Genomic DNA, 25,809 nt, shown 5'->3' on the forward strand with positions numbered 1-25,809 from the left:
TCAGGGGAGGGAGCTGCCCACCTTAACAAGCCTTAGCTCTCCGCTAATCTTCCCCACTATTTAGAGGTGACTTTATGAAAAACTTGATGATCGAGTATAAGCAAATTCGGTTCGGGTTGTTTGATTCAACTGCATTGTTTATTGATGGCGACAATGTGCTTATCCCAGCGGTATTGGCGGCTTTTACAAAGGTAGAACCGCTAGAGTAACGTATTTCTAGTCGCGTCATGCGTCCATGGCATCGGCATCACGGAATTTACTAACTCCGATTTACCTATTTAAGCGCATTGATTTGGTCAATGCCGTCATGGTGGTCAACGCAAGACTGTGTGGTTTTGTTTTTTACCATTATAACGTTAAATAGGACTGCCATGCGGATTCTCCAAAGCCTCAGGGACTCATTTAAGCCGTGCTTGTCGAAGCTGAATTTGATCAAGTTAAATTATGTACGTTGCGTGGAGTATTTGTGAAAATCGAGCAAGGCCACATTGAATACCTATTAAAATTTTTCTGATTGTGCGCTATTTTTAAACAAAATCAATTAAATACAGTTTTTTTAACATTGAGCATACCCTATAATCCGGTACAATTAGAGTTTTTTAAATTAGGTCGTTATGAAAGTTATTGTCAATGTGCTTTGTTTTTTTATTGTTGGTTGTTCCTACAAGGCTCCTGATTCGATAAATACTGCTCTTGCAGCGGCTCGGTTTGAACCACTACACTCGAATTTGAGCATTGGAAAGTTAGCAGAAGAAAAAACAGCTAGTGCGGCAAAAAAGCTAGCGAGCGTTTATTTTCAAAAAGCTGATGAAGAAATAAAGCCCTCTAATCCTGGGCATACAAATCATTTGCAAGAAGAGGCTTATGTAGGGAAGGTTAAAGCGGTAATTCATAATTTCTGTTCGCCTATGCTTGATGATTGCGAATCATTTGTGGTATTAAAGTATCTTGATCAAATTTTGCAAGTTTATATTACGTTTCCAAGTTTTCAGCAGTTTTCAAAAAATGAGATTGCCAAAATCGGGGATTTTATAGCCATTGATTCAAATACCGGGGGTAGTTGTTTTGACTGTGATGGTATTGATGTCTTTAAGTTGGAGAACGAGAAAATCTTGTCATTGGGATACTTTTCAGCAATAGAAGACGAGTATCTTATTGGCACATATACAGATTTAGCAGGGAACAAGCTTACAAGTAGTGCTGAAACACCTGCTTGGGGGCTTTATTATACCGAATACAAAGGCCAAATAACTCTTGACGCTGATAAAACATGCAATAGGAGTAAGGGCAGCGTTAATTATTCTGAGAAGAAAAACGTGCTACTTAGTGTGATCAATTCAAAGAAAGACAAAAAAAGTAAAAAAATCAAGGAAGATGACTCTGGTGAAGTCGAAAGCTTGATTTTATCGGTATTATCTTTTGCCAAATGGTGTGGGTGGGATAAGGAGTTGGTGGATGTGGCAGCGAAGATTAAGGAGGCAGCGGTAATTACGGACTACAATAAAATACAGTTACTTAATAAAGAACTAAACAATGTAAAAAAATGGGATGACTCGCATGCCTTAAGGATAATAAAAGCTGGTGGTTTATATGATTGATACCCTCAAACACCTTATAAAGAGGAGACGTGCAATCCACTATTTCGTAGTCTAAGTCTTTATTAGGCGTGGCGGTTTGTTTTGGGTTATGTAGCTTTTGTCTAATCTATCGCTCTAGGGGAGGGAGAGATCCGTTCACCTTGACAAGCCTTAATGTTTCGCTAGTCTTTCCCACTATTTAGAGGTAGCTTTATGAAAAACTTGATCGTCAAGTGATAGGTTTTGCGATGCTGCTCTCGTCTCTGTGCATCCCGAAAATCAGCTATCACAACCTATGCTATAACCAAGGAATAGGCCATTATTTTTGAGCCGAGATAGTTTGGGAGTATGGGTATCCAGTCATTTTTTCCGCGCCATCTGTCAAATATTCGCTGGATCCAGTTTGCGGATGGCAGTGGCTATCTGGTTTTAACTGACAATCGCAGTGCACTGCTACGGAGATTGGCTTTTTTAGCATACTGGAGATAAAAAGGGTCAAGGCTCTGATTTTTTCTGAGCTAAACCCTCGGTGGATTGAATGTAGCAGGCTAGTATTTTGGCAACGCGGTAAAGCAATGCGTCCCCTACCATTCGACAGGGCTATCATCTGGGCTACTCAGCAGGTACTTTAATTCCAAGACCCGCTTTTCTACGATCTTAGCTTTATAATCGCCAATAACAATGTTGGCGTAACTGCCCCCGTCCTTGTTGATTTCAATGATAAAGTCCAAACTGGCATCGCGGTATTTAAGCCATGCCCGTTGGGCTTCTTTGAGTTTCTTCTTTTCGGTGTCGCTCAGCGTTTTCATCGCCTTGCTGTAGACGGCGTTCAGTGCTTTGTCCGCCGCCTGATACCGCGCTTCCTGGCATTCCATAATATCCACCGTGCTTTGTGCATTAGCGCAGTCTTGGGCAAGTGCGGGCGCGGTTAACGTGAGTGCCAAAAAGATGGCTATAGGGATAGGGGCTTTAGGGTTGATACGCATGGTGTGTCCTTGTTATGTCCTTTAGAAACCGCTGTAGCTCACAGGCGATAACTGTGGAGGGGGATGGAATAAAGTTGGGTATGGACAATAACAGTTTGCATGGCGTAAAGATAGTAACGATTACCTATAAAGTAGTGATATTTTTACCGCTAAGAAAACCAATTGTTTTTATTAGGTTTGTTGATGAGAAGTAAAAAAACAATGTGGTTTTATCAATAAAAGTCTGCTTTTCGCAAAAAGCCCCAGCGCGGTTGCCCCCTGCCTCAGTGGCTGTTTAAGTGTGGCTGGCTGGTCGGGGCATGTATTGCAAGCACGGCAATATTTTGCTCGCTAGATGTGGGGGCGGATAGCGTTATCCGCCCTATTAATTCAGTGGATACTATGATGTTGTCATACGCTAGCCGACGGCGGCAAGCTTGGGAAAGGCTCTAATCGCTGTTTGAACTTTTGGGTTTATAGTTGGCCGGGGTTTCGTCCAGTGCCAATTCGGCGGCGGCGATTGGCTGTTCGCTGGTTTCTGCGTAAGCATCGTCAAAAGGCATGGGGGAGGCTGAAATTAAAATTAATGCGGTGTAACGCGCCAATTTATGGATATGTTTAATCATGATGTAGTCCTCATAAAGAGATGGGATAAGCCCGATGGCTACTTAGTGATGCAGTAGCTGATAAACAGTAAGCGAGTTTCGTGCCATGACTTTTTAAGTTGCAAACTCAGTAAAATCAAGGGCTGAAGCCTTGTTGGCGGGGGCTTGGTAAAGGACGGGGCGGTGATTGGTTGCAATAAACCGACGGTATAGGCTCATATCAACAGCACGGGTCGCGTAGGGGCGATGATTGGCGTAAGCCTGGGGACGCTTTTTGCGCACAGCGCTTTGGGGCCGCCGCCATATTTGGCAGGGTAGGGGCGTTATTGGGTAAGGCTTGCCAAATATTCGCGTGCCATAAATAACGCGGCGATGGAGCGGGCTTCGGTGCATTCGCCTGTCGCCAAAAGCGTGTTAATATCAGCCAATTGCCAAGCCACCACTTCCAGTTCTTCCGGTTCGTCGCCGAGCAGTTTTTCGGGGTAGAGGTCTTGGGCGAGAATGATTTCGGTGGTATGTTCCAAATAAGAGGGGGCGAGGGAAAAGGTGCTGAGATGGTACAGTTGTTTGGCGCCGAAGCCGATTTCTTCTTTTAGTTCACGGTTGGCGGCTTCAAAAAACGATTCGCCGACATCGACTTTGCCTTTAGGCAAACCCAGCTCGTAGCGGTGGGTGCCCGCCGAATATTCGCGGATCAGCAGCACAGTGTCGCGGTCTTGCATCGGCACGACCAAGACCGCGCCGTTAGAGCCGCCCCGTGCCAGGCGTTCATAATGGCGTAACTCGCCGTTGCTAAACTGTATTTCCAGGGCTTCAATCCTGAACAAGCGGCTTTTGGCAACAGTGGTTTGGGTTAGGATAGTCGGTTTTTCTGCCATCGGGATAATTTTCAAGTCAGTCACCTCACTATAACGCACTCTTATGATAGATTGGAATAAAATTGATACGGTTCTTTTGGATATGGACGGTACTTTACTGGATTTGAATTTCGATAACCACTTTTGGAAGGAATTTGTGCCGCAACGTTATGCCGAGCGGCATGGCTTGACGTTAATGGCGGCTAAGGAGCGGCTGATCCCGCAGTTTAAAAGCATGGAAGGGCGTTTGGAGTGGTATTGTCTGGATTATTGGACGCAGGCTTTGCAGTTGGACATTGCCGGGCTGAAAGCGGAACTGGCGGGGCTTATTAGCGTGTTGCCGCATGTGGTGGAGTTTTTGACGGCGTTGCGCGGTTCGGCAAAGCAGGTGTTTTTGGTGACCAATGCCCACCGCGACGGGTTGGACATTAAAATGGCGCAAACCAGTTTGCGGCCTTTTTTTGACGGCATTATCTGCTCGCATGATCTGGGCTTTGCGAAAGAGCAACCGGAATTTTGGCCGCTATTTCAGCAACAGCAGCCGTTTGCCAAGCAGGCGGCGCTGATGGTTGACGATAATCTGGCCGTGTTGGCGGCGGCGCGGCAATTCGGTATCGGCCAAGTGGTCGCGGTCGCCAAGCCCGATAGCCGCCAGCCTAAACGCGCTATTGCCGGGTTTCCGGCTATTGAGGATTTTCGGGAGTTGTTGGCGGGGCTTTAGGCGGATACGGTTTGCTACTGCGCTTGCTCCGGTCGCCGTTAGGCCGGGGCGGGCGCGGCCTTTTAGCGGGGATGATAATATCTGCCAGCAAGTCTTTGGTAATGGCTTTGACGGGGATTTTTTGTCCGATATAGCTTTCAATGTCGGGCATGGAATAAGCGTACTGCTCGCAGACAAAGCTGATGGCCTCGCCGCTGGCGCCAAAGCGGGCGGTGCGGCCTATCCTATGGACATAATCTTCGACATCTTGCGGCAAGTCGTAATTAAAAACGTGCGAAACGTCGGCGATATGCAGGCCGCGGGCGGCGACATCGGTGGCGATCAGTAGGGTGATGCGGTTTTCTTGGAAGTCGTTTAGCAGGCGTTGGCGTTTGTCTTGCGGCACGTCACCGCTTAAGGCGGCGGTTTTGTAGCCATTGGCGTTAAGCGTGTCGTCCAATTGCTCGGCGCACCGTTTGGTGTTGACGAAAATAATGCTCCGCAAGGGCTGGTATTGGTTAAGGATGCCGATCAGCAACGGCAGCTTTTGCTCGTTAGAGGGGCAGAACGCGCTTTGGGCGATGGCCTTGGAGGTGACTTCTTCGCTTTCGATGCGGATCAGCACCGGATTGTTCATGTGTTCGTAAGCCAATTCGGTCACTTTATAGGACAGGGTGGCGGAAAACAGCATGTTCAGGCGTTGGTCGGGCGGCGGCATCCGGTGGAGCAAATAGCGGATGTCTTTGATGAAGCCTAAGTCAAACATCCGGTCGGCCTCGTCCATGACGGTGGCTTTGATATGGTCGAGCGAGAAGATTTTTTGTTTGTAAAAATCAATGACGCGCCCGGGTGTGCCGATGATGATGTCAACATTGGACTTGATCTTTTCGCGCTGTTTCTCGTAATCGGTGCCACCGTAGACCAGCGCGAATTTTAAATCCAGATGCTTGCTGAGTAAGAGCGCGTCTTTATGGATTTGGATCGCCAACTCGCGGGTCGGTGCCAACACAAGGGCGCGGGGATTCTGCTTGGTTTTTGGGGGCGTGCTGGCGCGTGGGGCGATGATTTTGGCGTGGGTGTGGCCGTCATCGTCGCCATATTCGTCATCGTCCTCTTCATCGTCAGGCTCCGCTTGCCCGTCATTAAGCAGGTGCTGGAACAGCGCCAGTAAAAAGGTCGCGGTTTTGCCGGTACCGGTTTGCGCTTGGCCGGCAATGTCCTTATCGCGCAGCAGTAAGGGCAGGGCTTTATCTTGGATGGGCGAGCAGAATGTAAAGCCGGCCTCGTTGAGGCTACGCAAAATGCTGTCGGATAATTCCAGGTTATTAAAGCGGGTTTCGGTAAGATGTGTCTGTTTCATGTGCTATAGGATAACTTAAAAACTGCTCAGGTTAAAATACCGCGTTGCTGTTGTCAGAGGTATTGCCTAAAAATTGATTGACTCGCGTTGCTAAGCCCCCTATAGTTTTACCTTTTATTTGTTGGAGAATTAGTGTGAGTGACTCAGTCCTTCATGTAAGTGATAGTGAATTTAACGATACGGTTCTTAAAGCCGCAGGCCCTGTGCTGGTCGATTATTGGGCGGAATGGTGCGGCCCTTGCAAAATGATTGCTCCGGTTCTTGATGCCATTGCCGAAGAGTACAAAGGTAAGTTGACAGTGGTAAAAATCAATATAGACGAAAATCCGCTGACTCCACAACGTTACGGTGTGCGTGGTATCCCAACGCTTATGCTGTTCAATGAAGGCGAGGTGGAAGCGACTAAAGTGGGCGCTTTGAGCAAATCAGAGCTGGCCAAATTTCTCGATAGCAACATCTAGTTTGTCTCTTGACTCAGATCTGTCACAAAAGGTTGGACGGGTCTGAGTGCATCAGTTATACTTACCCCGTGCGGTGGTCACGCGCACTCAATCACATCATCCGATAGTTACACCCCTGAATTATCATTCAATCCATTCTACTCAAGCAGTTAGGCGCAATAGTCCTGGCAGCTTCCCTTCGGGTCATCTTTTTTTATGAATCTTACCGAGTTAAAGCTTAAGCAAATCAGTGAAGTTATAGACATCGCCGAGTCTTTGGGACTAGAAAGTGTCGCCAGGTCACGCAAACAGGATTTAATTTTTGCCATCCTTAAAAAACAGGCAAAAGCAGGCGACGATATTTATGGCGACGGCGTTCTGGAAATTTTACAAGATGGTTTTGGGTTTTTACGGACTCCAGGTTGCTCCTATCTTGCCGGCCCCGATGACATTTACGTTTCCCCCAGCCAAATCCGGCGGTTTTCCTTAAAGACGGGCGATACCATCAGCGGTAAGATCCGTCCCCCTAAAGATAACGAACGTTATTTTGCCATGCTGAAGGTGGAGCAAATCAATTTTGAGCCGCCCGAAAACACGAAGAACAAAATTTACTTTTCTAACCTCACGCCTTTGTTTGCCAAAGAGCGTTTTGTGCTTGAGCAGGGTAACGGTACCAGCGAAGATTTGACCGGACGTATTATCGACCTGATCGCCCCGATTGGTAAGGGCCAGCGTGGCCTGATTGTGTCGCCGCCGAAAGCGGGTAAGACCATGATCCTGCAAAGCTTGGCGCAGGCCATTGCCGAACAGAATCCCGAATGTTACCTGATTGTGCTGCTGATTGACGAACGTCCTGAAGAGGTCACGGAAATGGAGCGTTGTGTGCGCGGCGAAGTCATTTCCAGTACCTTTGACGAGCCTGCTGTGCGCCACGTCCAGGTGGCCGAAATGGTTATCGAAAAAGCCCGCCGTTTGGTCGAGCATAAACACGATGTGGTCATTTTGTTAGACTCCATCACCCGTTTGGCCCGCGCGTACAATACCGTCGTGCCGTCATCGGGTAAGATTTTGACGGGCGGTGTCGATGCCAATGCCTTAGAAAAACCGAAACGCTTTTTCGGGGCGGCGCGTAATATCGAGGAAGGCGGCAGTTTGACCATTATCGCCACGGCGCTGGTCGATACCGGCTCCAGAATGGATGAGGTCATTTACGAAGAGTTTAAGGGTACGGGTAATATGGAGTTGCATCTGGACCGTAAAATCGCCGAAAAACGCATTTATCCGGCGATTAACATTAACCGTTCAGGTACCCGGCGCGAAGAGTATTTGGTTGATCCTGACACCTTGCAAAAAACTTGGATTTTGCGCAAAATCCTCCAGCCTATGGACGAAACGGCCGCATCGGAGTTTTTGATCGGCAAATTGAAGGATTTTATGACCAATGCCGAGTTTTTTGACTCGATGAAGCGTTAAGGTTTAGCCCAGTTTAAAGCCAGCAAAGAATCCCGCCGCGCCACTGGCGCCTTTGCTGGTGATGCTCGATAAGCGATGCACTAAAAAATCGCCCGATGATTTGGCGGCATGGGTTGCCGAGCTGGCGGCCTGTTGCAAATCCGTATCGCTGATATTGACCACCCCGTAGTATTCCGCAGCAAACAACATCACAATAGCCGCACCTGACAGAAATAAGGTCATGCGGAGCATTTTTTTGGCAAAATAGCCGACTGCCATACCGATGACAAACGGTGCGCCGACATTGTTCATTAAAAACGCCGAAGAGAAAAAATCTGGGGTTACTGGGCCTGTGGAGGGGATAAGGGTGCTGGTGGTCGTCATGGTCAAAGCGGATAGGTTAGGGGGTTGGGGCAATGTACTGGGCTTATCCTTGGCAGGATGACCCTTAGACCCCACATCTTATAGTAAGTTGCCGATAAGTTAAACACCTGGCGTTTTATAGTGGCCGGACTTGTTAGGCTAGGGTAGGCCGCAAAAAACAACTTTCTGAAAAATAATAAGCTATCTCTTATCCCGCCTCGGCTTTTCTGACCGGTATGGCTTCGCAAGAATCCGGCAAATGGGAGGCAATCATGAAACTACATGCTATAGTCATATTGTTGTCATATAAAATCAATATGCTGGGCAGGTATTAGTGTCTAAATTGCATCCATTACCTATTGTTGAGAGCCGATAATGAATTTATCTTTTAAAACTAAGCCGCTATTGTTGGCAATGAGCTTTGTGTCTTTGTTGGCGGCCAGTGCGGTCGGCCAAGCTGTGCAAACGGTCGAGTCTGGTGTCCCCGAATACGAAAAAGCCAGTGGTGTTGCCGGCAATTTGTCCAGTGTCGGCTCCGATACCTTGGCGAACCAGATGACTTTATGGGCGGAAGCTTTTAACCGCTTTTACCCAAATGTCAACATCCAAATCCAAGCAGCGGGTTCGTCAACCGCGCCGCCAGCGTTGACAGAAGGCACGGCTAATCTGGGGCCGATGAGCCGTGAAATGAAAGATGAGGAGTTGCACGCGTTTGAAGCGAAATACGGTTACAAACCTACAATGGTTCCTGTGGCGGTTGATGCCTTGGCGGTATTCGTCAATAAAGATAACCCCATCAAAGGTTTGTCTGTAGAGCAGGTGGATGCGATTTTTTCCTCAACCCGTAAATGCGGCTATGCCACTGATATCAGTGCGTGGGGCGATGTTGGCGTGGCGAGTTGGAAGGACAAAAGCATCCAGTTATATGGACGTAACTCAGTATCCGGCACTTATGGTTATTTTAAAGAACACGCGCTCTGTAAGGGTGACTTTAAAAGTAACGTTAATGAGCAGCCTGGTTCCGCTTCGGTTGTGCAATCGGTGTCCACGTCAATTAACGGCATCGGCTATTCGGGTTTAGGCTATGTCACATCGGGCATTAAAGCCGTGCCGTTGGCGAAAAAAGGCGCGAAAGGCTTTGTTGCCGCCACGCCTGAAAACGCGTTGGCAGGTAAATATCCCTTAGCGCGTTATTTGTATGTTTATGTCAACAAAAAACCTAACCAGCCCTTAGCGCCGCTGGAAAACGAATTTATCAAAATGGTGTTGTCTAAAACTGGCCAAGAGATCGTCATTAAAGACGGTTACATCCCTTTACCCGCAAAAGTTATTAAAAAGGTGCTGGCAACCTTAAAATAATTGTCCGCTATGGCTTATAATAGGCAGATGCTTTAAAAGCCGATAGCATTGGCAGTCCCTTTAAAGGGGTTGCCAAGGGTTATTGAAAGGATAGCCGCGACTTGTTATCGAAGATGGCTGGGCTTTGTATCGCCAAAGCGCCAGCCGTTTTTTTATAAAGCGCTGTTATACCACTGTAACATTGTATTTCTATAATCGACATTAAATGTCCGAAATAAATACCCATACCCACCTCTCCGTTATGCACAAATCATCAAATTCTTTTTATCAAAAATGGCGTTTAGCAAAAGATACCATCGCGCGTTATGGGGTGGTGGCCGGCGGCATGGGCGTAATTGCGGCGGTGGTGATGATTTTCTTTTATCTGCTGTATGTGGTATTTCCGCTGTTTTTGCCCGCCACGGCAGAATCGGCCAGCCAATATCCTGTACCTGAATCAGCATTGGGTAAGACCTTGTTGTTGGATATGGAAGAGCAAAACCAAGTCGCCGCCCGCTTTACCGACACCGGCAATATCGTGTTTTTTGATGTCGCCAGCGGTAAAACCTTACTCAAGGCGGCCGTCACCATCCCGGCGGCCAGCCATATCACCAGTTTTGCCCAAGCCACGCCTGTGAACGAGGGCGCGGTCATTTATGGCCTATCTAATGGCCAAGCGGTTATTGTCAAGCACCAGTATAAAGTCACTTATGCTAATAATGCCAAAGTCATTACCCCATCGATAGAGTATCCGATGGGCGACAAGCCGTTGGTCTTGGCCGAAAGCGGTTTGGCCTTGGACAAAATTACTGCCCAAATCAGCGATGGCTCGACGACGGTGGTGGCAAAAACCGCCCAGCACATTTATTTGAGCAGCTTTCAAAAGGAACAGGCCTTGTTTGCCGACGAAGCGACGCTGACGCGTACTGACGCTATGTTGAACGTGCCTTCGGCAGGTGTACAGGACATGCTGATTGACAAGGACGGTAGCCATTTGTATTTGCTCAGTAGCCAAGGCCGTTTAGATTTTTATGATATTGGCGATAAAAGTTCGCCTGTCCTTAAGCAAGCACAAAACATTGTCGACGCTAAGCAAAGCATTACTAGTCTGACCTTCCTGAATGGCGACTTGTCGTTATTGGTGGGCGATTCTAGCGGTTTGGTGGCACAGTGGAGCATGGTCAGGGATGAGTCTAACCGTTCAATGATGCAGAAAATCCGCGCCTTTAAGGTTTCTGATAAGGCCGTTATTGCGCTAAAATCAGAACAGCGCCGGAAAGGCTTTTTAACCTTAGATGCGACGGGTGAACTGGGCATTTACCATTCAACCGCCGAAAAGCAATTGATTAGCGAGCATGTCGCCGACGGATTATCGGCGGTGGCCTTGTCGCCCCGCGCCAATGCGGCTTTGATGGAAGCGGCGGACGGCAAAATCCGTTTTTGGACGATTGAGAACGAGCACCCGGAAGTGTCGTTAAAGGCGTTATGGCAAAAAGTTTGGTATGAGAGCTACCCTAAACCGGATTATATTTGGCAGTCGTCAGCCTCTAACAATGACTTTGAGCCTAAATACAGCTTAGTGCCTCTGGTTTTCGGCACCTTGAAAGCGGCTTTTTATGCCATGTTAGTCGCCATGCCTTTGGCTTTAATGGGGGCGATTTATACTGCTTATTTTATGAATCCGACCATGCGCCAGTACGTCAAGCCCGTCATTGAGCTGATGGGGGCGTTACCGACGGTTATTTTAGGGTTTTTGGCAGGGCTGTGGCTGGCGCCTTTTATTGAGGAGCATTTGTCGGGGTTCTTTGCCTTATTTCTGATCGTGCCGATGGCTATTATGGTGTTTGCCTACTGTTGGCAATTTATGCCCAAACCTTTTTTGGAAAAAATCCCTGAAGGTTCCGATGCCATGTTGTTGGTGCCGGTCATTTTGTTGGCAGGTTTTTTTGCCTTTTCGGTCAGCACGCCGCTAGAGATCGCTCTATTTCATGGCAGTTTGCGGGATTGGTTTAAAAATGAGCTGGGTATTGGTTACGACCAGCGCAATGCCTTGGTGGTCGGTGTGGCGATGGGTTTTGCGGTCATCCCCACCATCTTTTCGATTGCCGAAGATGCCATATTCAGTGTGCCTAAACATTTGACGGTCGGCTCTTTGGCATTAGGGGCAACCCCTTGGCAAACCTTATCGAAAGTCGTGTTACTGACCGCCAGCCCGGGCATTTTTTCGGCGGTCATGATCGGTTTCGGGCGTGCGGTCGGAGAAACCATGATTGTGTTAATGTCCACCGGCAATACGCCTGTGATGGATCTTAGCGTGTTTCAGGGGATGCGGACATTAGCGGCAAATATTGCGGTGGAAATGCCGGAATCGGAAGTGGATAGTACGCATTATCGGGTGTTGTTTTTGACTGCTCTGGTGCTGTTTGCCTTCACCTTTATTTTTAATACGTTGGCGGAGGTCATCCGTCAACGGTTACGCGAAAAATACAGTTCATTATGATAAAAGAATGGTTTAAAACAGGTTCGCCTTGGGTATGGCTAAACGCCGCCGCCGTCAGTATCTGTCTTATTATGATTATCTCCGTGCTGGGGCTGGTCGCGGTGCGGGGGGCTAGCCACTTTTGGCCTGCCGAAGTCCTGCAATTCAGTTATCAGGATGATGACGGTACGGTACAGCCGATTATTGGCGAACATGTCGACAGCAGCGTTACCCCAGCGGCGATGGCGAAAGCCAATGGCATAAAAATGGCGGATAATGAAGACGTGCTGATACAGTATCTGATCAAAACCGGCAACCGTGATGTGACCGGCAGCGATTTCCGTTGGATACAGGAACGCCATATTAAAAGCCAAGCAGTGCCTGAAGCCATTGTCGTGGTGGAGCGGCGCGAATGGGGTAACTTCTATGGGCATTTGACGGCGGTTAAAGAGAGCGGCAAGGTCATCGCTTCAGGTGAGGCGGCTATCTCGGTGGCGTTGCAAAAGCTTGCCGAGACGTTGGTGGTGTTTAAGGACATCGCCCATCTGGAGAAAAAAGAAATCGGCGCGGTCAACTATGACTTAGAGCGTTTGCGGCTCAAGCAAAAAGGTTTGCAGTTGCGCAACCAATGGGATGCCCAAGCCCAAACCGACTGGGCGGCCGAAAAAGCCGCCGATGATGCCCAGTACCATGCTTATCAGGCACAGTTACAAGGCCTATACCAAAAAGTCCGGCAACATAGCATCATGGTCAAGGCCGATAACGGCAAAGAATTGGAAATCTCCTTGGCAAAAGTGGTCAGGCTGTATCAGCCTAACCAGATGGGGGTGTTCGGCAAAATTGGCCATTATGGCAGTAAGCTGGTGGAATTTTTGACCGACGATCCGCGCGAAGCCAATACCGAAGGCGGCATTTTTCCGGCCATTTTCGGTACGGTGCTGATGGTGATGATGATGTCGGTTATCGTGACCCCATTTGGTGTGATCGCCGCCGTATATTTGCGCGAATATGCCAAGCAAGGCTTTATCACCCGTGTCATCAGGATTGCCGTCAATAACTTGGCGGGGGTGCCGTCAATTGTCTACGGGGTATTTGGCTTGGGGTTTTTTGTTTACATTTTGGGCGGCAATATCGACCAATTGTTTTTCCCCGAAGCCGCCCCTGCACCAGTATTCGGTACGCCCGGCCTGTTATGGGCTTCGATTACCTTGGCCTTATTGACCCTGCCGGTGGTCATCGTCTCCACTGAAGAAGGTTTGTCACGCATCCCTAAAGCCATCCGCGAAGGCAGCTTGGCATTGGGTGCGACCAAACTGGAAACCTTGTGGTTGACGGTGTTGCCGATGGCCAGCCCGGCCATGATGACGGGCTTGATCTTAGCGGTGGCGCGGGCGGCGGGTGAGGTGGCGCCGCTGATGCTGGTGGGGGTGGTAAAAATGGCCCCAACCTTGCCATTGGACGGCAATTTCCCTTTCCTGCATTTGGACAGAAAGTTTATGCACTTGGGCTTTCATATTTATGATGTCGGCTTTCAAAGCCCCAACGTAGAAGCGGCAAGGCCTTTGGTTTATGCAACATCATTATTACTGGTCGTGGTGATCTTGGGGCTGAATTTATCAGCTATCCTGATAAGAAATCATCTGCGCGAAAAATATCGGGCCTTAGAAGGTTAAAAAATGACAGCACAAGAAATACGCACACACGCAATTGACATCAATTCTGTTTTAAATAACCGGACAAAGCATCAGGGCACCAATGAGGTCAGTATCAAAGTCGAAGACTTGAAGCTGTTTTATGGGCAAAAACAAGCGTTGTATGGCATTAATATGGAAATGCCCAAGAAAAAAGTCACCGCTTATATTGGCCCTAGCGGCTGCGGCAAATCTACCTTGTTGCGCTGCATTAACCGCATGAATGATTTGGTCGACAATGTCACCATTGAAGGCAAAATTTTGCTGGATAATGAAAATATTTACGACAAAAGCGTTAATGTTGCGGCGCTGCGCCGTCGGGTCGGTATGGTGTTCCAAAAGCCTAACCCTTTCCCTAAGTCTATTTTTGAGAATGTCGCTTATGGCCTGCGCATCCAAGGCATTAACGATAAAAGGATACTGGAAGAGACCGTCGAAAACGCCTTGCGCGGCGCGGCGCTTTGGGATGAGATGAAAGACCGCCTTAATGACAACGCCTTGGGTATGTCTGGCGGTCAGCAACAGCGCCTAGTGATTGCGCGTGCCATTGCGATTGAGCCGGAAGTGCTGTTGTTGGACGAGCCGGCTTCGGCGTTGGATCCCATCTCAACCTTGAAGATTGAAGAGCTGATTAATGAGCTGAAAGAAAAATACACTATTGTTATCGTCACCCATAATATGCAGCAAGCGGCGCGGGTTTCTGATTATACCGCCTTTATGTATATGGGCGAGTTGATTGAAATGGGCACGACCAGCGAGTTGTTCACTAATCCGAAAAAGAAACAAACCGAAGACTATATTACAGGCCGCTACGGTTAACTAGGAGCATTTAGATGGATAATAGTAAAATAGGGCAGCACATATCGGGTCAGTTCAATCGGGAGCTTGAGGATATCCGTAATAAAGTCCTGACCATGGGCGGCTTGGTCGAGCAGCAAATCGAGCTGGCTATCCAGGCTTTTACGACCAATGATATGGAAATGGCGGAACTGGTCATCAAACAGGATAACCAAGTTGATGCGATGGAAATGGACGTGGATTTGGAGTGTACACAGATTTTGGCCTTACGCCAGCCCACCGCTTTTGATTTGCGCTTATTGCTGACCGTCATTAAAATTATCAATGAGTTGGAGATTGTCGGCGATTTGGCGGAACGTATCGCCAAGATGGCTATCCAATTATCGGATACCGACACCAGAAATTATCAGTATTATGAGCTTCAGCACATGTCCGATTTGGTCAAGGAAATGCTGCACGGGGCGTTGGATGCGTTTGCCCGCATGTCGATCGACGATATCACCGCCATTACGGGTAAGGATGAAAATGTCGACCGTGAATACGACAGTATCGTCAGGCAGTTGATTACCCACATGATGGAAGACCCGCGCAATATCACCCGGACGTTAAATGTGCTGTGGACTGTCCGCGCTATGGAACGTATCGGCGACCATGCCTGTTATATTTGCGAGCATTTGATTTTTATGATTAAAGGTGAAGCGGTCAGGCATTTAAGCCAAGAACAATTGGAAGAGAAAATGAAAGGCTAAGGCCTTTTTAAGGTCTCGGCCCTAAAACGCACAAGGCCGCCCATCTTACGGTGGGCGGCCTTGTGCGTTTTAGGTGCTTTGAATGGTGGGAGTTTACTTTTTACCAATCCACTTGGGCGCGTAATTCGACCATATCCAAGTTTGTGCCGTTAAACGCCAAGGCTCTGGCGTTAGTGTTGCCGGTGGTGTTCATGTCCAGCACATGGATATAGTTAGCCATCATGCGCATGTGGGAATTAGGATACCAGTTTAACGCGGCTTTTGCCGTTTGCGCCGAACCGCCTTTGATGAGGTTGTCGGTCAGGTTCAGGTTATCGTAACCGAAGGCCACTTCCCATGCGCCCCAGCCGTTTTTCATGTCGAAGTTATGGGCGGGTTTAATACGGTCCCATGCGCCGGTTTTCGCCTTGTAAGCGCGTGACTCGCCCGTCATGAAATAGCTGACATAGCCATAGTAGCCGTCTAGGGTTTCGCCGTTGCCGTAGCCTGTGCCGTTGATATTGGTTTGTAAGTATTCGGCTTGTGCAGAAAACGATTTGTAGACAAACGCCGATTCGGCGGCAAAGCGGGTGATGCCGCTGACTTGCCTAAAGCCCGCCGCACCGGGTGTGCCGCTGGTCAAATTGCCTGTGGTCAGCAGGGCAGTACGGTCGACGTTGCCGTCGGGCGTGGCGGTAAAAGTCATGCCGCCATTGTTGAATGTGCCGTTACCCAGATAGTTGTTGTTGACTGAGCGGTAAGAGCCGGATGCGCCGATATGCAAAAACTTTCTCTCGCTGTGCAGCCAAGGGCGGCCCACTAAGCGTCCGGTAATGTCCCAGCCGGTATCGCCGCTGCCATTGTTACGGTTATTGTTGCCGTTGGTGTTGACCGAGGTGTTGTAAGCCCAGCCGCCGCCGACCGGCTCGGTTTGTACCGCTGTCATTAAGGCAAAGCGTTCTTGGACGTAATTGGCGCCGAAACCGACTTTATAGGCGTTGGGGTTGTCCGAAAAAGAGTTGACCGCCATGTTACGTTCGATGAAAGTCAAATAACGGTTGCTGGTGGCCTCTTCTAAGCTGAACGGCTCTTTAAACTGGCCAAATTTGACCGCAAACGGGTCGAACAACTTCCAGTTGATATAGGCATCGGTAATGCCGGCGGCTGCCGTGCCATTGCCACGGCTAAAATCATATTCAAATTTATAGTCGTAATTTTTAAAAAATGTCCCCTCGATACCGATACGGGCACGGCGGATGTTGGTGCTGTCCGCCAGTTGGTTGGTGGTGGCGGTGGCGGCGTTAGCTGCCGGATTGTTGCCGTCGACATTCACTTGCGAGTCAACTTGCAGGCGCCCGGTCAGGGCGGCTTTAAAATTACCGTCCTTGCTTTCAAATTCCAAGCCTTTTTCGCCTAGTTTGACTTCCGCCGCGTCTTTTTTCTGTTCAAAAACGTGTTCTTTCAATACGGCAATGTCATTCGTCTTTTGCTCCAAATCCCGCCGCAACGCTTCTAACTCTTTGGGGTCTGCTGCCGGAGCGGCGGCGGGTTCTTCGACTTTAGTGAACGAACCCAGTTTGGTGCGGTTAGCGCCGGGCTCGGCATAGAGCTGTTTGGTTTTGTTGTCCATGTAGAGATCAAGTGCCATTGCCTGAAATGATGCGCTGACACCTAGTGCCGTAACGGCAGCGAGGGTAAGTTTAGAAAAGGTCATAGTTTGCGGTGGGTTTGTTATCAAAAATTTGCGCAAGCATAGAGCCTTAATATGACGAATATATGACGAATATGTTACAGTTATATGACAATAGGAAGGGGTGGGGTTTTGTTTTAATGAAAATTATTTTATAAACAAAGTGTTATATTTTATTTTCAAATAAGGATATGTGATAGCCTTATTTGAAAATGATAAAATATTGATTTATATGCAAAGATTGACTTATAAGAAAAGAGGCCTGGCTCATTTTCCATAGGCTTTAATCTATTGAAAACAAATAGAAAATATTATGCTGAAAATGTCTTTGTTATTGTCATAATTCTGTCATATAAAAACTCTATCCTTCGCGCTGTATTCACATAATTATTTTTTTTCGAGAATTGACGATGACGTTATTTTTTAAAACCAAGTCACTAATTTGTGCGATGGGCCTTAGTTATCTTGCTTTAACCGCTGGCACAGCGGGGGCGGTGCAGTCGGTGGATGCCGCCTTGCCTGACTACCAAAAGGCAACAGGCATTTCCGGCAATTTGTCCAGTGTCGGTTCCGACACCTTGGCAAACTTAATGACCTTATGGGCGGAGGAATTTAACCGTGCCTACCCGAATGTCAACATTCAGATCCAAGCGGCGGGTTCGTCAACCGCTCCCCCGGCTTTGACCGAAGGTACCGCTAATTTGGGGCCGATGAGCCGCGAAATGAAAGAAGACGAGTTGGAAGCGTTTGAAGATAAATATGGCTATAAACCGACCGCGATTCCGGTTGCCATAGATGCTTTGGCGGTTTTGGTCAATAAAGATAACCCTATTAAAGGCTTGGCGATTGAGCAAGTCGATGCCATTTTTTCCAGCACCCATAAGTGCGGTTATGAAAAAGATATCGAAAATTGGGGCGATGTCGGCGTGGCGGCATGGGCCAGCAAAACCATCCAGCTCTATGGCCGTAACTCGGTATCCGGCACTTACGGTTACTTTAAGGAACATGCTTTGTGTAAGGGCGATTTCAAAAGCAACGTCAACGAGCAGCCAGGTTCGGCTTCGGTCGTCCAATCTGTCACTTCATCCGCGAACGGCATAGGTTATTCGGGTATGGGCTATACCACCTCCGGTGTCAAAATGGTGCCGTTGGCGAAAAAAGCCGGCCAGCCTTTTGTTGAAGCCACGCCCGAAAATGCCATTAACGGCAGTTATCCGCTAACCCGTTATTTGTTTGTGTACGTCAACAAAAAACCTAACGAGCCGTTGCCGCCTTTAGAGAATGAGTTTATTAAAATGGTCTTGTCTAAAACAGGCCAGAATGTGGTCATTAAAGATGGTTATATTCCTTTGCCGGCGAAAATTGTCAGCAAAATTGTCGCCTCTTTAAAATAGCCAATAGCTGTTTTTGCGGAAAAAGGCGGGCAACCTTGAGGTTGCCCGCCTTTTTTTGTGTTATAGCGTCCAGCGTTAAGCAAACGGCAGGCTAAGCGTTGGTGCAGGTGGTTAGGCTATTGTGCAATGGCTAAAAGCCATTGCACTCCGTTTTAAGGATGCGCATAAAATAATGCCATCGCCTAAAGGTGCTTATTGGTCAAAACCTATCCAATCCCAGATCCGGTGTGAGAAGGTCATGTTTTTAAATTCCGGTACGGGTGGGCCGTCTGGGTAGTTTTGCTCATAAATGCGTTTGGCATCATTGGCTTGGTCTTTCTGGCCCAGTTCGGTATAAGCGTCCTGCATCACCAGTAAAGCATAAGGGACGGCAGGGGTGCGCTGGTAGTTCTCAATAACGCCGGAAGCGCGGTTGGCGGCGGCTATATAAGCTTTGCGCTTCATATAATACCGCGCAACGTGGACTTCGTGCATCGCCATATTATTTTTCAGGGCGATCATCCGTAGCCGCGCGTCGGCCAGATAGCGGCTGCCTGGGTAGCGGCGGATCAGTTCTTCAAAATTGCGGTAAGCTTCCCGCGCACTGCCCGGGTCGCGTTGCGAAGTGTCGGTGGGCAGAAAGCGGTCAACAAAGCCGATGTCGCGGTTATAATTGACCAAGCCTTTTAGATAATAGGCATAATCGACATGCGGATTGCGCGGATTCATTTTGATGAAGCGGTCGGCGGCAGCGATTGCGGCCTCAGGCTCACTATTTTTGAAATACGCGTAAGCAATATCCAACTGGGTTTGGGCGGACGATTCACCAAACGGATAGCGCGATTCTAAGGCTTCATAGATTTTGATGGCTTTGTCATAAGCACCTGAATCCATTGATTTTTGCGCTTCGGTACGGAATTTTTCCGCGTTCCAGCCATTATATTCGTTTTCTGGATTCTCTTCTGCGGCTTTATCGCCGAACAGGCTGCATCCCTGCAAAGATAGCCCTAAACAGCAGATGATAAAAATTTTTATAAAAATTAATCGCATAGTTCTAACGACACGTTGTAATATTAGGGGTTTTTCTCGCTGGATTGACGCGATAGAGTAGAGTCAGCTCAGTAATCCGTGAGTATAACTTAACAAAAGGTTATTCAGAAAATTTGTTATGACAAAATTGACAGCAGAAGTCCCTTATGAATTAGCCGGGATGCGCTTAGACCAAGCGTTGGCGGAATTGTTTTCCGAGTATTCGCGCAGTAAATTGCAGATTTGGATCAAAGCCGGGCGCGTTCAGGTCAACGGTGTGGCCCTTAAGGCGAAAGATAAATTGGAAGGCGGCGAAGAGATTGCCTTAGATGCCGAGCCGGAGGTGGTGATTACCTCGGAGCCGGAAAACATCCCGTTAGACATCGTTTATGAAGACGATAGCATCCTGATCGTCAATAAGCCCGCCGGGCTGGTCGTCCATCCGGCGGTCGGCAATTGGCGCGGCACCTTGGTCAACGCCTTGTTGCACCATGAGCCGAATTTGGAGACCTTGCCGCGGGCGGGGATTGTCCACCGCATCGATAAAGAAACCAGCGGTTTGCTGATGATCGCCAAGACCTTGCAGGCGCATAACAGCCTGACCGAGCAATTGCAGGCGCGGACCATCCACCGCGAATATCTGGCGGTCACGCGCGGGCGTATGACCGCAGGCGGCACGGTTGACGAGCCGATAGCCCGGCATCCTTCCGACCGCAAGCGTTATATTGTCAAAGAGTCGGGCAAGTTTGCCGTGACCCACTATCGGGTGGTGCAGCGCTTTACCCGCCATACCTTAATCCAGGTCAAGCTGGAGACAGGCCGTACCCATCAAATTCGGGTGCACATGGCGCATATCCGGTTTCCTTTGATCGGCGACCCTGTGTATGGCGGGCGTTTCCAAATGCCGCCCGATTGCAACGAACGCTTGGAGTTGGCTTTACGCGGTTTTAAGCGTCAAGCTCTACATGCGGCAAAATTGGGCTTGCAGCATCCCGTTACGGATGCGTATATGGAATGGGCGCAGCCGATGCCGGACGATATGACTGAGTTAGTCGGGGCTTTGGCGGACAATGAGCAAGAATAAGTCTTGGCTAAGCCCGGATTGGCCTGCTCCTGCCCAGATACGCGCCGCTACGACCTTGCGCACTGGCGGATTTAGTTTGCCGCCTTATGCCAGCCTTAACCCCGCCCTGCATGTCGGTGACGATGCCGGAACGGTCACGCAAAACCGCCAGCACATTAGGGCGATGCTGGCCTTACCTGCCGAGCCGGTGTGGTTGGCGCAAACCCATAGCGACCAAGTGGTTGATGCTGCGATAGTCAGTGGCGTGGTGTCTGCCGATGCCAGTTTTACTGACCAAGCGGGCGTGGTATGCGCGGTGTTGACCGCCGATTGCTTGCCTGTGTTGGTGTGTTCGGCGGACGGGCAAAAAGTCGCCGCCATCCATGCCGGATGGCGGGGCTTGGCGGCAGGCATTATCAGCAAGACAATTGCCGCGTTACAGACGACTGATGTGCTGGTATGGTTAGGGCCGGCTATAGGGCCGGCTTGCTTTGAAGTCGGCGACGAGGTGCGGGCGGCATTTGTGGCGAAAGACCCTGCTAACGGGGCTGAATTTACCGCCCAAGGCGGCGATAAATGGTTGGCCGATATTTACGGCTTAGCACGGCGAGAATTGGCGGCTTTGGGTGTTAGCCACGTCTATGGCGGCGGTTTGTGTACCGTTACCGATGCCAGCCGCTTTTATTCTTTCCGCCGCGAGCCAGTGACCGGGCGCATGGCGAGCTTAATCTGGAGAATTTGACAGTAGTGAATTTATTGTTATTGATTATTATTTTTACCGCTGTCGGCGGTTTATTAAGCGTGTTGGCGGCGGCGGTGTTCTTGCTGTTGCCGGATAGGCACAGGGCGGCGGTGTTGCCGCACGGCATCAGTTTTGCCATTGGCGCGTTATTGACGGTCGCCTTTTATGGCCTGATCCCCGAAGCGTTTGCTAAAGTGGGCGCTGAGCAGTTCCAAACCTTGTCGGCGACGATTTTGGCGGGTATTTTAGGCTTTTTTGTCCTGGAAAAGTTATTGATTTGGCGGCATTGCCATTCGGGCAGCTGTGAGGCGCACGGTGACGAAGAGGCACACCACGCACATGAAGCGCATGACCATAGCCACAATCATGGGCATGGCGCAAAATCGGCAGGGGCGCTGATTATTTTGGGTGACAGCATCCATAATTTTGTTGACGGTATTTTAATCGCCGCCGCTTTTTTGACTGACGTGCAGTTGGGCATCGTCTCCAGCCTGGCGGTTGCCGCCCATGAAATCCCCCAAGAAGTCGGTGATTTTGCCATTTTATTGGAAAGCGGCTATTCCAAAAGCAAAGCCCTTTTTTATAATATCCTGGCGAGTTTATCGACCGTTTTCGGCGGTGTCTTGGCGTATTACAGCCTAGAAGACCTGCATGACAGCTTGCCGTATTTTCTTGCCCTGGCGGCCTCCAGCTTCATTTATATCGCCGTGGCGGATTTAATCCCGTCATTGCATAAAAAAACCGACATGAAGGCTTCTTTAGAGCAGATTGCTTTGATTGCTGCCGGGGTGTTGGTGATTGGCTATTTACACAGCGTCGTCCATCATTTTGAGGCGGCGGGCTAGAGGCCATTAGCGATGGTTTGCCTGGGAGCGCGGTCAAGATGCCCGCGCTCCCGAAAAACCGTTGCGGTTTAAGTCATCACGTCAGGTCCGACCCGTCCGGTGCGTTTTTTTACTTCACACAATTGCTCGGCCAATTCGATCAGTTCCGCCAGCGCCACTTGGGCATCTTGGTTTTGGCGGCTGCTGTCAGGTTCGAAGCGTTCGATGTAAATCCGCAGGGTCGCACCGACTGTACCCGTGCCGGACAAGCGGAAAACAATCCGCGAGCCGTTGGTAAAGCCGACCCGGATGCCTTGGTTGCGGCTGATGCTGCCATCCACCGAATCTTTATAACAGAACTCATCGGCAAATTTCACTGTGTACTCGCCGAACACTTGGCCGGGTAAGGTCGGCAATTGCGCCCGCAGATGTTCGACAATAGCATTGGCTATCGGAGTTTCCACCGCCTCATAATCGTGGCGGCAATAAATGTCACGGCCAAATTTCTGCCAATGTTCATGGACAATGTCCGCCACTGATTGCCGTCTTCTGGCAATTAGATTTAGCCAAAACAGCACCGCCCATAAGCCGTCTTTTTCGCGGACATGGTTGGAACCGGTGCCGAAGCTTTCTTCGCCGCACAGGGTGATTTTGCCCACATCTAACAGATTGCCGAAAAATTTCCAGCCTGTCGGAGTTTCATAGCAGGGGATATTATAGCTGGCGGCCACGCGGTCGACCGCTTGGCTGGTCGGCATGGAGCGGGCGACTCCGCTTAAGCCCGCCGAGTAGGCCGGAATTAACTGGGCATTGGCGGCCATGATCGCTAAGCTGTCGCTAGGGGTGACGAAAATCTGGCTACCCGTAATCATATTGCGGTCGCCGTCACCGTCAGAGGCCGCCCCAAACGTGGGGGCATGGTCGCTGAACATCACTTCCGCCAATTCATGGGCATGGGCCAAGTTAGGGTCGGGGTGGTGGCCGCCAAAATCCTCCAGAGGCTCAGCGTTAATCACCGATTCGGCAGGTGCGCCTAGCATATCGACAAGAATGCGTCGGGCATAAGGGCCGGTGATGGCGTGCATGGCATCAAACAATAAAGTGATGTAACCAGAACTGATACTTTGCTTTAGCAGGGGGAAATCGAATATACTTTGCATCAGTTCGGCGTAATCGCTCACCGGGTCGATAATAGTGATTGTTAAGTCGCCGATTTGCTGGCTGCCCAGGTTGTCCAAGTCGACATCCGCCATTGCGATTGTTTTATAAGCATTGATGGACTGGCTACGTTGATAAAACGCCGCCGTGTCTTTTTCGGGTGCTGGGCCTCCGTTACCGACATTGTATTTAATGCCGAAATCTTCTTCGGAGCCGCCTGGATTGTGGCTTGCCGATAAAATCAAACCGCCAAAAGCCTGATATTTTCTGATAATATGTGATGCGGCCGGTGTCGATAATAAGCCGCCTTGGCCGATCAGCAATTCGCCAAAGCCATTAGCGGCAGCAATTTTTATGATGATTTGTATCGCGGCCCGGTTAAAATAACGGCCATCACCGCCCAAGACGAGGGTTTTTCCGGTGAAATCTTCTAACGAGTCAAAAATTGACTGTACAAAATTTTCCAGATAACCAGGTTGCTGAAAGACTTTCACTTTCTTTCTGAGCCCTGATGTGCCTGGATTTTGGTCTTGATAGGGATGGGTAGTAATCATTTCTATGTGCATACTGAATCCTTTGTGTTGTTAATCGGATGCCGAAGGGCGTTTATTGTTTTTGTGAGTTTAGAAGCTATATGTTACGAATATTTTCATTAGTCTGTTGCAGTTTTTTTTCTGTGGTCGTTTCGGCAAACGATGATGTATGGTTGTTGGTCGATACTAAAGCGCGTAAAATCGAAGTCAAAAAAGGGGAGCATACCATTGAAACCATTGATAAGATTGCCATAGGCCGGGGCGGGGCGGGAACGAAAGCTTATCGTGGCGATAATATCACCCCCCACGGCAGTTACAAAATTGGTTGGGTTGGCGAAAAATCTTCATTTCGGCGCTTTTTTGGTTTAACCTATCCCTCTGTTGACGATGCCCAAAAAGCCTTTCAGCGCCATGTCATAGACGAGCCTACCTATTATAGAATTGTGTCCGCGCACATGAACAACGAAATACCCCCACAGAATACGCCATTAGGCGGCCAAATCGGCATTCATGGCTTGGGTAGCGCGGATGAAAGAGTCCATACGCTTTTTGATTGGACACACGGCTGTATCGCACTGACTAACGGCCAAATTGACCATTTAAGCCAGCTTGTCGATACAGGAACAGTGGTAAAGATAAAATAAAGCTGGAAAATGCAGTAATCGGTGATAAAATTACACTCAGGTGTAAGATTTTTTTGTAATAACTTTATATTTAGGAAAATGATATGAAAAGAGTAGTGAAATTATCAATGGTCGCATTGGCTGTTAGCATGGTTGTCGGTTGCGCAAGCAGTTCAGACATCGACGGTCTGCAATCACAAATCGACAGCTTGAAAACATCTGTTGCCCAAGCTTCTTCTGACGCTTCTAGCGCAATGTCTGCTGCTAACGACGCTTCTTCAAGAGCTGCTGCCGCTGAATCTGCCGCTAACCGTGCCGCTCAATACGCACAAGAAACTAGCAGCAAATTGGACAGCATGTTCAAAAAAACGATGATGAAATAAGCCATCGGTTTATGGCTTCATAAAAAAGCCCGATGGTTTTGCCATCGGGCTTTTTTTATGCCGGGTGCTTAACCGGCTTGTTCACCGCCGAACAATTCCACCAAACGTGGCAGAAACTGTCCCAACTCCAGTGACATAATCGCAAAATCGGCATCAAAGCGTTCCGCCTCGTTATCGGCTTGCACATCCGCCGCTTGGTCTTGGACTAAGTCCAAAAAGCGCAGGCGTTTGATGGCCAGATGTTCATCGACAATAAACGCCAGCCGATCCGCCCAATTGACCGCCAGCTTAATCACTTGCTTGCCGGTATCCAAATGGTTTTTAATTTCCGGCAAAGCCAGGTCATGGCGCTTACAGCGGATAATGCCGCCCGCCTCTTCGGGCGAACGCAATTCGCATTCGTCTTCAACCGTCAGGTCATCAGGCGTTTGTTGGCTGCTTAACCATTCCGTCAGTACGGCTGTCGGTTTGTTGACGGTATTCAGTGGCACGGCAGGCAGAGAGCCTAAGCATTTGCGCAATAGGCTAAGCAGGTCTTCCGCCGCCTTAGCCGAAGCTGCATCGACAATCACCCAGCCGCCTTGCGGGTCGATATAAGCATAGGTTTTGCGCGAAAAGGTGAAGGCTTTGGGCAACAGCTCAAAAATCAGCTCATCCTTAATCGTTGTGCGGTCTTTTTTGCTCAATTTCCGGCCTTGTTTGTCTTCGGCATCGGAAATTTTTTCTTGGAGCAGTTCGTTAACCACCGAGGCAGGCAAGACCCGCTCTTCTTTTTTGCCGCACAGCATCATAAAGCCATTGCTGCTATGGACTAACTGCTGCCCGCTTTTGCCGAGCGGCGCCGTCCAGCCAAACGCAAACTCTTCATGCGGCCCGCAAGGACGGAACGCTAAAGCCTCCAGCTTCTGCTCCAGCTCTTCGGATGATAAGGTAAAGGCTTCTGTAAGACGAAAAATGCTAAGATTTTTAAACCACATGGCGAGATGAATTTCCTGTAAAAATAATGACCGTGTATTATCGCAAATTTAACCGCGCGTA

The 25,809-nt window shown here is 49.1% G+C and carries 25 protein-coding genes; 16 read left to right on the forward strand and 9 right to left on the reverse strand.

Features of this window, described 5'->3' with window-relative positions; genetic code table 11:
* Positions 1-74 precede the first annotated feature (74 nt).
* Together AADEFJLK_RS25830 and AADEFJLK_RS06000 are read left to right on the forward strand one after the other, a co-directional pair.
* The gene (locus AADEFJLK_RS25830; RefSeq protein WP_282957353.1) at positions 75-209 is read left to right on the forward strand and encodes a hypothetical protein; all 135 of its coding nucleotides are present in this window, start codon (positions 75-77) and stop codon (positions 207-209) included.
* Positions 210-614: 405 nt separating this feature from the next.
* The gene (locus AADEFJLK_RS06000) at positions 615-1,598 is read left to right on the forward strand and encodes a hypothetical protein (RefSeq protein WP_103973666.1); all 984 of its coding nucleotides are present in this window, start codon (positions 615-617) and stop codon (positions 1,596-1,598) included.
* Positions 1,599-2,161: 563 nt separating this feature from the next.
* Here AADEFJLK_RS06000 and AADEFJLK_RS06005 read toward each other — a convergent pair.
* The 3 genes from AADEFJLK_RS06005 to nudE form a co-directional block, all read right to left on the reverse strand.
* Complete coding sequence (locus AADEFJLK_RS06005; RefSeq protein WP_103973667.1) at positions 2,162-2,563, reverse strand: lysozyme inhibitor LprI family protein; 402 nt, start codon at positions 2,561-2,563, stop codon at positions 2,162-2,164.
* A 428-nt stretch (positions 2,564-2,991) separates the two neighbouring features.
* Positions 2,992-3,168, reverse strand: coding sequence for a hypothetical protein (locus tag AADEFJLK_RS24375; RefSeq protein WP_170065040.1), 177 nt, complete (start codon positions 3,166-3,168; stop codon positions 2,992-2,994).
* Between the two features lie 302 nt (positions 3,169-3,470).
* Positions 3,471-4,025, reverse strand: coding sequence for an ADP compounds hydrolase NudE (gene nudE, locus AADEFJLK_RS06015; protein WP_103973880.1), 555 nt, complete (start codon positions 4,023-4,025; stop codon positions 3,471-3,473).
* Positions 4,026-4,068: 43 nt separating this feature from the next.
* Between nudE and yrfG the strand changes: the two genes are divergently transcribed.
* A complete protein-coding gene (gene yrfG, locus AADEFJLK_RS06020; protein WP_103973669.1) occupies positions 4,069-4,725 on the forward strand; it encodes a GMP/IMP nucleotidase in 657 nt (218 codons plus the stop codon).
* On the opposite strand, the gene AADEFJLK_RS06025 is transcribed toward yrfG, so the two are convergent.
* A complete protein-coding gene (locus AADEFJLK_RS06025; protein WP_103973670.1) occupies positions 4,688-6,064 on the reverse strand; it encodes a DEAD/DEAH box helicase in 1,377 nt (458 codons plus the stop codon). The two genes, yrfG and AADEFJLK_RS06025, sit on opposite strands and share 38 nt — an antisense overlap.
* A gap of 134 nt (positions 6,065-6,198) precedes the next feature.
* Here AADEFJLK_RS06025 and trxA point away from each other — a divergent pair, with 134 nt between their 5' ends.
* A complete protein-coding gene (trxA, locus tag AADEFJLK_RS06030) occupies positions 6,199-6,525 on the forward strand; it encodes a thioredoxin TrxA (RefSeq protein WP_103973671.1) in 327 nt (108 codons plus the stop codon).
* A 195-nt stretch (positions 6,526-6,720) separates the two neighbouring features.
* Positions 6,721-7,977 carry a transcription termination factor Rho gene (rho, locus tag AADEFJLK_RS06035; protein WP_088617570.1) on the forward strand — a complete coding sequence of 419 codons (1,257 nt, stop codon included), beginning with the start codon at positions 6,721-6,723 and terminating at the stop codon, positions 7,975-7,977.
* 3 nt (positions 7,978-7,980) lie between these two features.
* On the opposite strand, the gene AADEFJLK_RS06040 is transcribed toward rho, so the two are convergent.
* Positions 7,981-8,340, reverse strand: a complete 360-nt coding sequence (locus AADEFJLK_RS06040) for an FUN14 domain-containing protein (RefSeq protein WP_103973672.1) — start codon at positions 8,338-8,340, stop codon at positions 7,981-7,983.
* A gap of 354 nt (positions 8,341-8,694) precedes the next feature.
* Here AADEFJLK_RS06040 and AADEFJLK_RS06045 point away from each other — a divergent pair, with 354 nt between their 5' ends.
* From AADEFJLK_RS06045 to phoU, 5 genes are all read left to right on the forward strand, one after another.
* Complete coding sequence (locus tag AADEFJLK_RS06045) at positions 8,695-9,678, forward strand: PstS family phosphate ABC transporter substrate-binding protein (protein ID WP_088617569.1); 984 nt, start codon at positions 8,695-8,697, stop codon at positions 9,676-9,678.
* Positions 9,679-9,883: 205 nt separating this feature from the next.
* Positions 9,884-12,157, forward strand: a complete 2,274-nt coding sequence (locus tag AADEFJLK_RS06050) for an ABC transporter permease subunit (protein WP_170065041.1) — start codon at positions 9,884-9,886, stop codon at positions 12,155-12,157.
* Positions 12,154-13,809, forward strand: coding sequence for a phosphate ABC transporter permease PstA (pstA, locus tag AADEFJLK_RS06055; protein ID WP_103973674.1), 1,656 nt, complete (start codon positions 12,154-12,156; stop codon positions 13,807-13,809). The genes AADEFJLK_RS06050 and pstA overlap by 4 nt, the downstream gene beginning before the upstream one ends.
* Before the next feature lie 3 nt (positions 13,810-13,812).
* Positions 13,813-14,646, forward strand: a complete 834-nt coding sequence (gene pstB / locus AADEFJLK_RS06060) for a phosphate ABC transporter ATP-binding protein PstB (RefSeq protein ID WP_088617566.1) — start codon at positions 13,813-13,815, stop codon at positions 14,644-14,646.
* Positions 14,647-14,660: 14 nt separating this feature from the next.
* Positions 14,661-15,374: a phosphate signaling complex protein PhoU gene (gene phoU, locus AADEFJLK_RS06065; protein WP_088617565.1), complete on the forward strand. Its 714-nt coding sequence runs from the start codon at positions 14,661-14,663 to the stop codon at positions 15,372-15,374.
* A 100-nt stretch (positions 15,375-15,474) separates the two neighbouring features.
* Here the strand turns inward: phoU and AADEFJLK_RS06070 are convergent, their stop codons facing one another.
* Positions 15,475-17,067, reverse strand: a complete 1,593-nt coding sequence (locus tag AADEFJLK_RS06070; protein ID WP_170065042.1) for an OprO/OprP family phosphate-selective porin — start codon at positions 17,065-17,067, stop codon at positions 15,475-15,477.
* 386 nt (positions 17,068-17,453) lie between these two features.
* On the opposite strand from AADEFJLK_RS06070, the gene AADEFJLK_RS06075 reads away from it, so the two are divergent.
* Positions 17,454-18,437 carry a PstS family phosphate ABC transporter substrate-binding protein gene (locus tag AADEFJLK_RS06075; RefSeq protein ID WP_088617563.1) on the forward strand — a complete coding sequence of 328 codons (984 nt, stop codon included), beginning with the start codon at positions 17,454-17,456 and terminating at the stop codon, positions 18,435-18,437.
* A gap of 192 nt (positions 18,438-18,629) precedes the next feature.
* Here the strand turns inward: AADEFJLK_RS06075 and AADEFJLK_RS06080 are convergent, their stop codons facing one another.
* Positions 18,630-19,466, reverse strand: coding sequence for an outer membrane protein assembly factor BamD (locus AADEFJLK_RS06080; RefSeq protein WP_088617562.1), 837 nt, complete (start codon positions 19,464-19,466; stop codon positions 18,630-18,632).
* 118 nt (positions 19,467-19,584) lie between these two features.
* Between AADEFJLK_RS06080 and rluD the strand changes: the two genes are divergently transcribed.
* From rluD to AADEFJLK_RS06095, 3 genes are read left to right on the forward strand one after another with little or no spacing between them, the layout of a single operon-like run.
* The gene (gene rluD, locus AADEFJLK_RS06085; RefSeq protein ID WP_103973676.1) at positions 19,585-20,529 is read left to right on the forward strand and encodes a 23S rRNA pseudouridine(1911/1915/1917) synthase RluD; all 945 of its coding nucleotides are present in this window, start codon (positions 19,585-19,587) and stop codon (positions 20,527-20,529) included.
* The gene (pgeF, locus tag AADEFJLK_RS06090; RefSeq protein ID WP_088617560.1) at positions 20,516-21,250 is read left to right on the forward strand and encodes a peptidoglycan editing factor PgeF; all 735 of its coding nucleotides are present in this window, start codon (positions 20,516-20,518) and stop codon (positions 21,248-21,250) included. The genes rluD and pgeF overlap by 14 nt, the downstream gene beginning before the upstream one ends.
* 5 nt (positions 21,251-21,255) lie before the next feature.
* Positions 21,256-22,095, forward strand: coding sequence for a ZIP family metal transporter (locus tag AADEFJLK_RS06095; RefSeq protein ID WP_103973677.1), 840 nt, complete (start codon positions 21,256-21,258; stop codon positions 22,093-22,095).
* Positions 22,096-22,163: 68 nt separating this feature from the next.
* Here the strand turns inward: AADEFJLK_RS06095 and AADEFJLK_RS06100 are convergent, their stop codons facing one another.
* Positions 22,164-23,798, reverse strand: a complete 1,635-nt coding sequence (locus AADEFJLK_RS06100; RefSeq protein ID WP_103973678.1) for an alpha-D-glucose phosphate-specific phosphoglucomutase — start codon at positions 23,796-23,798, stop codon at positions 22,164-22,166.
* Between the two features lie 68 nt (positions 23,799-23,866).
* Between AADEFJLK_RS06100 and AADEFJLK_RS06105 the strand changes: the two genes are divergently transcribed.
* Together AADEFJLK_RS06105 and AADEFJLK_RS06110 are read left to right on the forward strand one after the other, a co-directional pair.
* Complete coding sequence (locus AADEFJLK_RS06105; protein ID WP_088617557.1) at positions 23,867-24,409, forward strand: L,D-transpeptidase family protein; 543 nt, start codon at positions 23,867-23,869, stop codon at positions 24,407-24,409.
* A gap of 83 nt (positions 24,410-24,492) precedes the next feature.
* Complete coding sequence (locus tag AADEFJLK_RS06110) at positions 24,493-24,771, forward strand: Lpp/OprI family alanine-zipper lipoprotein (protein WP_088617556.1); 279 nt, start codon at positions 24,493-24,495, stop codon at positions 24,769-24,771.
* Between the two features lie 68 nt (positions 24,772-24,839).
* On the opposite strand, the gene rdgC is transcribed toward AADEFJLK_RS06110, so the two are convergent.
* Positions 24,840-25,748, reverse strand: a complete 909-nt coding sequence (rdgC, locus tag AADEFJLK_RS06115; protein WP_088617555.1) for a recombination-associated protein RdgC — start codon at positions 25,746-25,748, stop codon at positions 24,840-24,842.
* Positions 25,749-25,809: the final 61 nt, after the last annotated feature.

This window comes from Methylovulum psychrotolerans (genome assembly GCF_002923755.1).
In the GTDB taxonomy this organism is placed as follows: Bacteria; Pseudomonadota; Gammaproteobacteria; order Methylococcales; family Methylomonadaceae; genus Methylovulum; species Methylovulum psychrotolerans.

Excerpts from the sequence above, each read along its gene's own strand:
- AADEFJLK_RS25830 (WP_282957353.1), top strand. The coding sequence starts at position 75 with ATGAAAAACTTGATGATCGAGTATAAGCAAATTCGGTTCGGGTTGTTT.
- AADEFJLK_RS06000 (WP_103973666.1), top strand. The coding sequence starts at position 615 with ATGAAAGTTATTGTCAATGTGCTTTGTTTTTTTATTGTTGGTTGTTCC.
- AADEFJLK_RS06005 (WP_103973667.1), bottom strand. The coding sequence starts at position 2,563 with ATGCGTATCAACCCTAAAGCCCCTATCCCTATAGCCATCTTTTTGGCA.
- AADEFJLK_RS24375 (WP_170065040.1), bottom strand. The coding sequence starts at position 3,168 with ATGATTAAACATATCCATAAATTGGCGCGTTACACCGCATTAATTTTA.
- nudE (WP_103973880.1), bottom strand. The coding sequence starts at position 4,025 with ATGGCAGAAAAACCGACTATCCTAACCCAAACCACTGTTGCCAAAAGC.
- yrfG (WP_103973669.1), top strand. The coding sequence starts at position 4,069 with ATGATAGATTGGAATAAAATTGATACGGTTCTTTTGGATATGGACGGT.
- AADEFJLK_RS06025 (WP_103973670.1), bottom strand. The coding sequence starts at position 6,064 with ATGAAACAGACACATCTTACCGAAACCCGCTTTAATAACCTGGAATTA.
- rho (WP_088617570.1), top strand. The coding sequence starts at position 6,721 with ATGAATCTTACCGAGTTAAAGCTTAAGCAAATCAGTGAAGTTATAGAC.
- AADEFJLK_RS06040 (WP_103973672.1), bottom strand. The coding sequence starts at position 8,340 with ATGACGACCACCAGCACCCTTATCCCCTCCACAGGCCCAGTAACCCCA.
- AADEFJLK_RS06045 (WP_088617569.1), top strand. The coding sequence starts at position 8,695 with ATGAATTTATCTTTTAAAACTAAGCCGCTATTGTTGGCAATGAGCTTT.
- AADEFJLK_RS06050 (WP_170065041.1), top strand. The coding sequence starts at position 9,884 with ATGTCCGAAATAAATACCCATACCCACCTCTCCGTTATGCACAAATCA.
- pstA (WP_103973674.1), top strand. The coding sequence starts at position 12,154 with ATGATAAAAGAATGGTTTAAAACAGGTTCGCCTTGGGTATGGCTAAAC.
- pstB (WP_088617566.1), top strand. The coding sequence starts at position 13,813 with ATGACAGCACAAGAAATACGCACACACGCAATTGACATCAATTCTGTT.
- phoU (WP_088617565.1), top strand. The coding sequence starts at position 14,661 with ATGGATAATAGTAAAATAGGGCAGCACATATCGGGTCAGTTCAATCGG.
- AADEFJLK_RS06070 (WP_170065042.1), bottom strand. The coding sequence starts at position 17,067 with ATGACCTTTTCTAAACTTACCCTCGCTGCCGTTACGGCACTAGGTGTC.
- AADEFJLK_RS06075 (WP_088617563.1), top strand. The coding sequence starts at position 17,454 with ATGACGTTATTTTTTAAAACCAAGTCACTAATTTGTGCGATGGGCCTT.
- AADEFJLK_RS06080 (WP_088617562.1), bottom strand. The coding sequence starts at position 19,466 with ATGCGATTAATTTTTATAAAAATTTTTATCATCTGCTGTTTAGGGCTA.
- rluD (WP_103973676.1), top strand. The coding sequence starts at position 19,585 with ATGACAAAATTGACAGCAGAAGTCCCTTATGAATTAGCCGGGATGCGC.
- pgeF (WP_088617560.1), top strand. The coding sequence starts at position 20,516 with ATGAGCAAGAATAAGTCTTGGCTAAGCCCGGATTGGCCTGCTCCTGCC.
- AADEFJLK_RS06100 (WP_103973678.1), bottom strand. The coding sequence starts at position 23,798 with ATGCACATAGAAATGATTACTACCCATCCCTATCAAGACCAAAATCCA.
- AADEFJLK_RS06105 (WP_088617557.1), top strand. The coding sequence starts at position 23,867 with ATGTTACGAATATTTTCATTAGTCTGTTGCAGTTTTTTTTCTGTGGTC.
- AADEFJLK_RS06110 (WP_088617556.1), top strand. The coding sequence starts at position 24,493 with ATGAAAAGAGTAGTGAAATTATCAATGGTCGCATTGGCTGTTAGCATG.
- rdgC (WP_088617555.1), bottom strand. The coding sequence starts at position 25,748 with ATGTGGTTTAAAAATCTTAGCATTTTTCGTCTTACAGAAGCCTTTACC.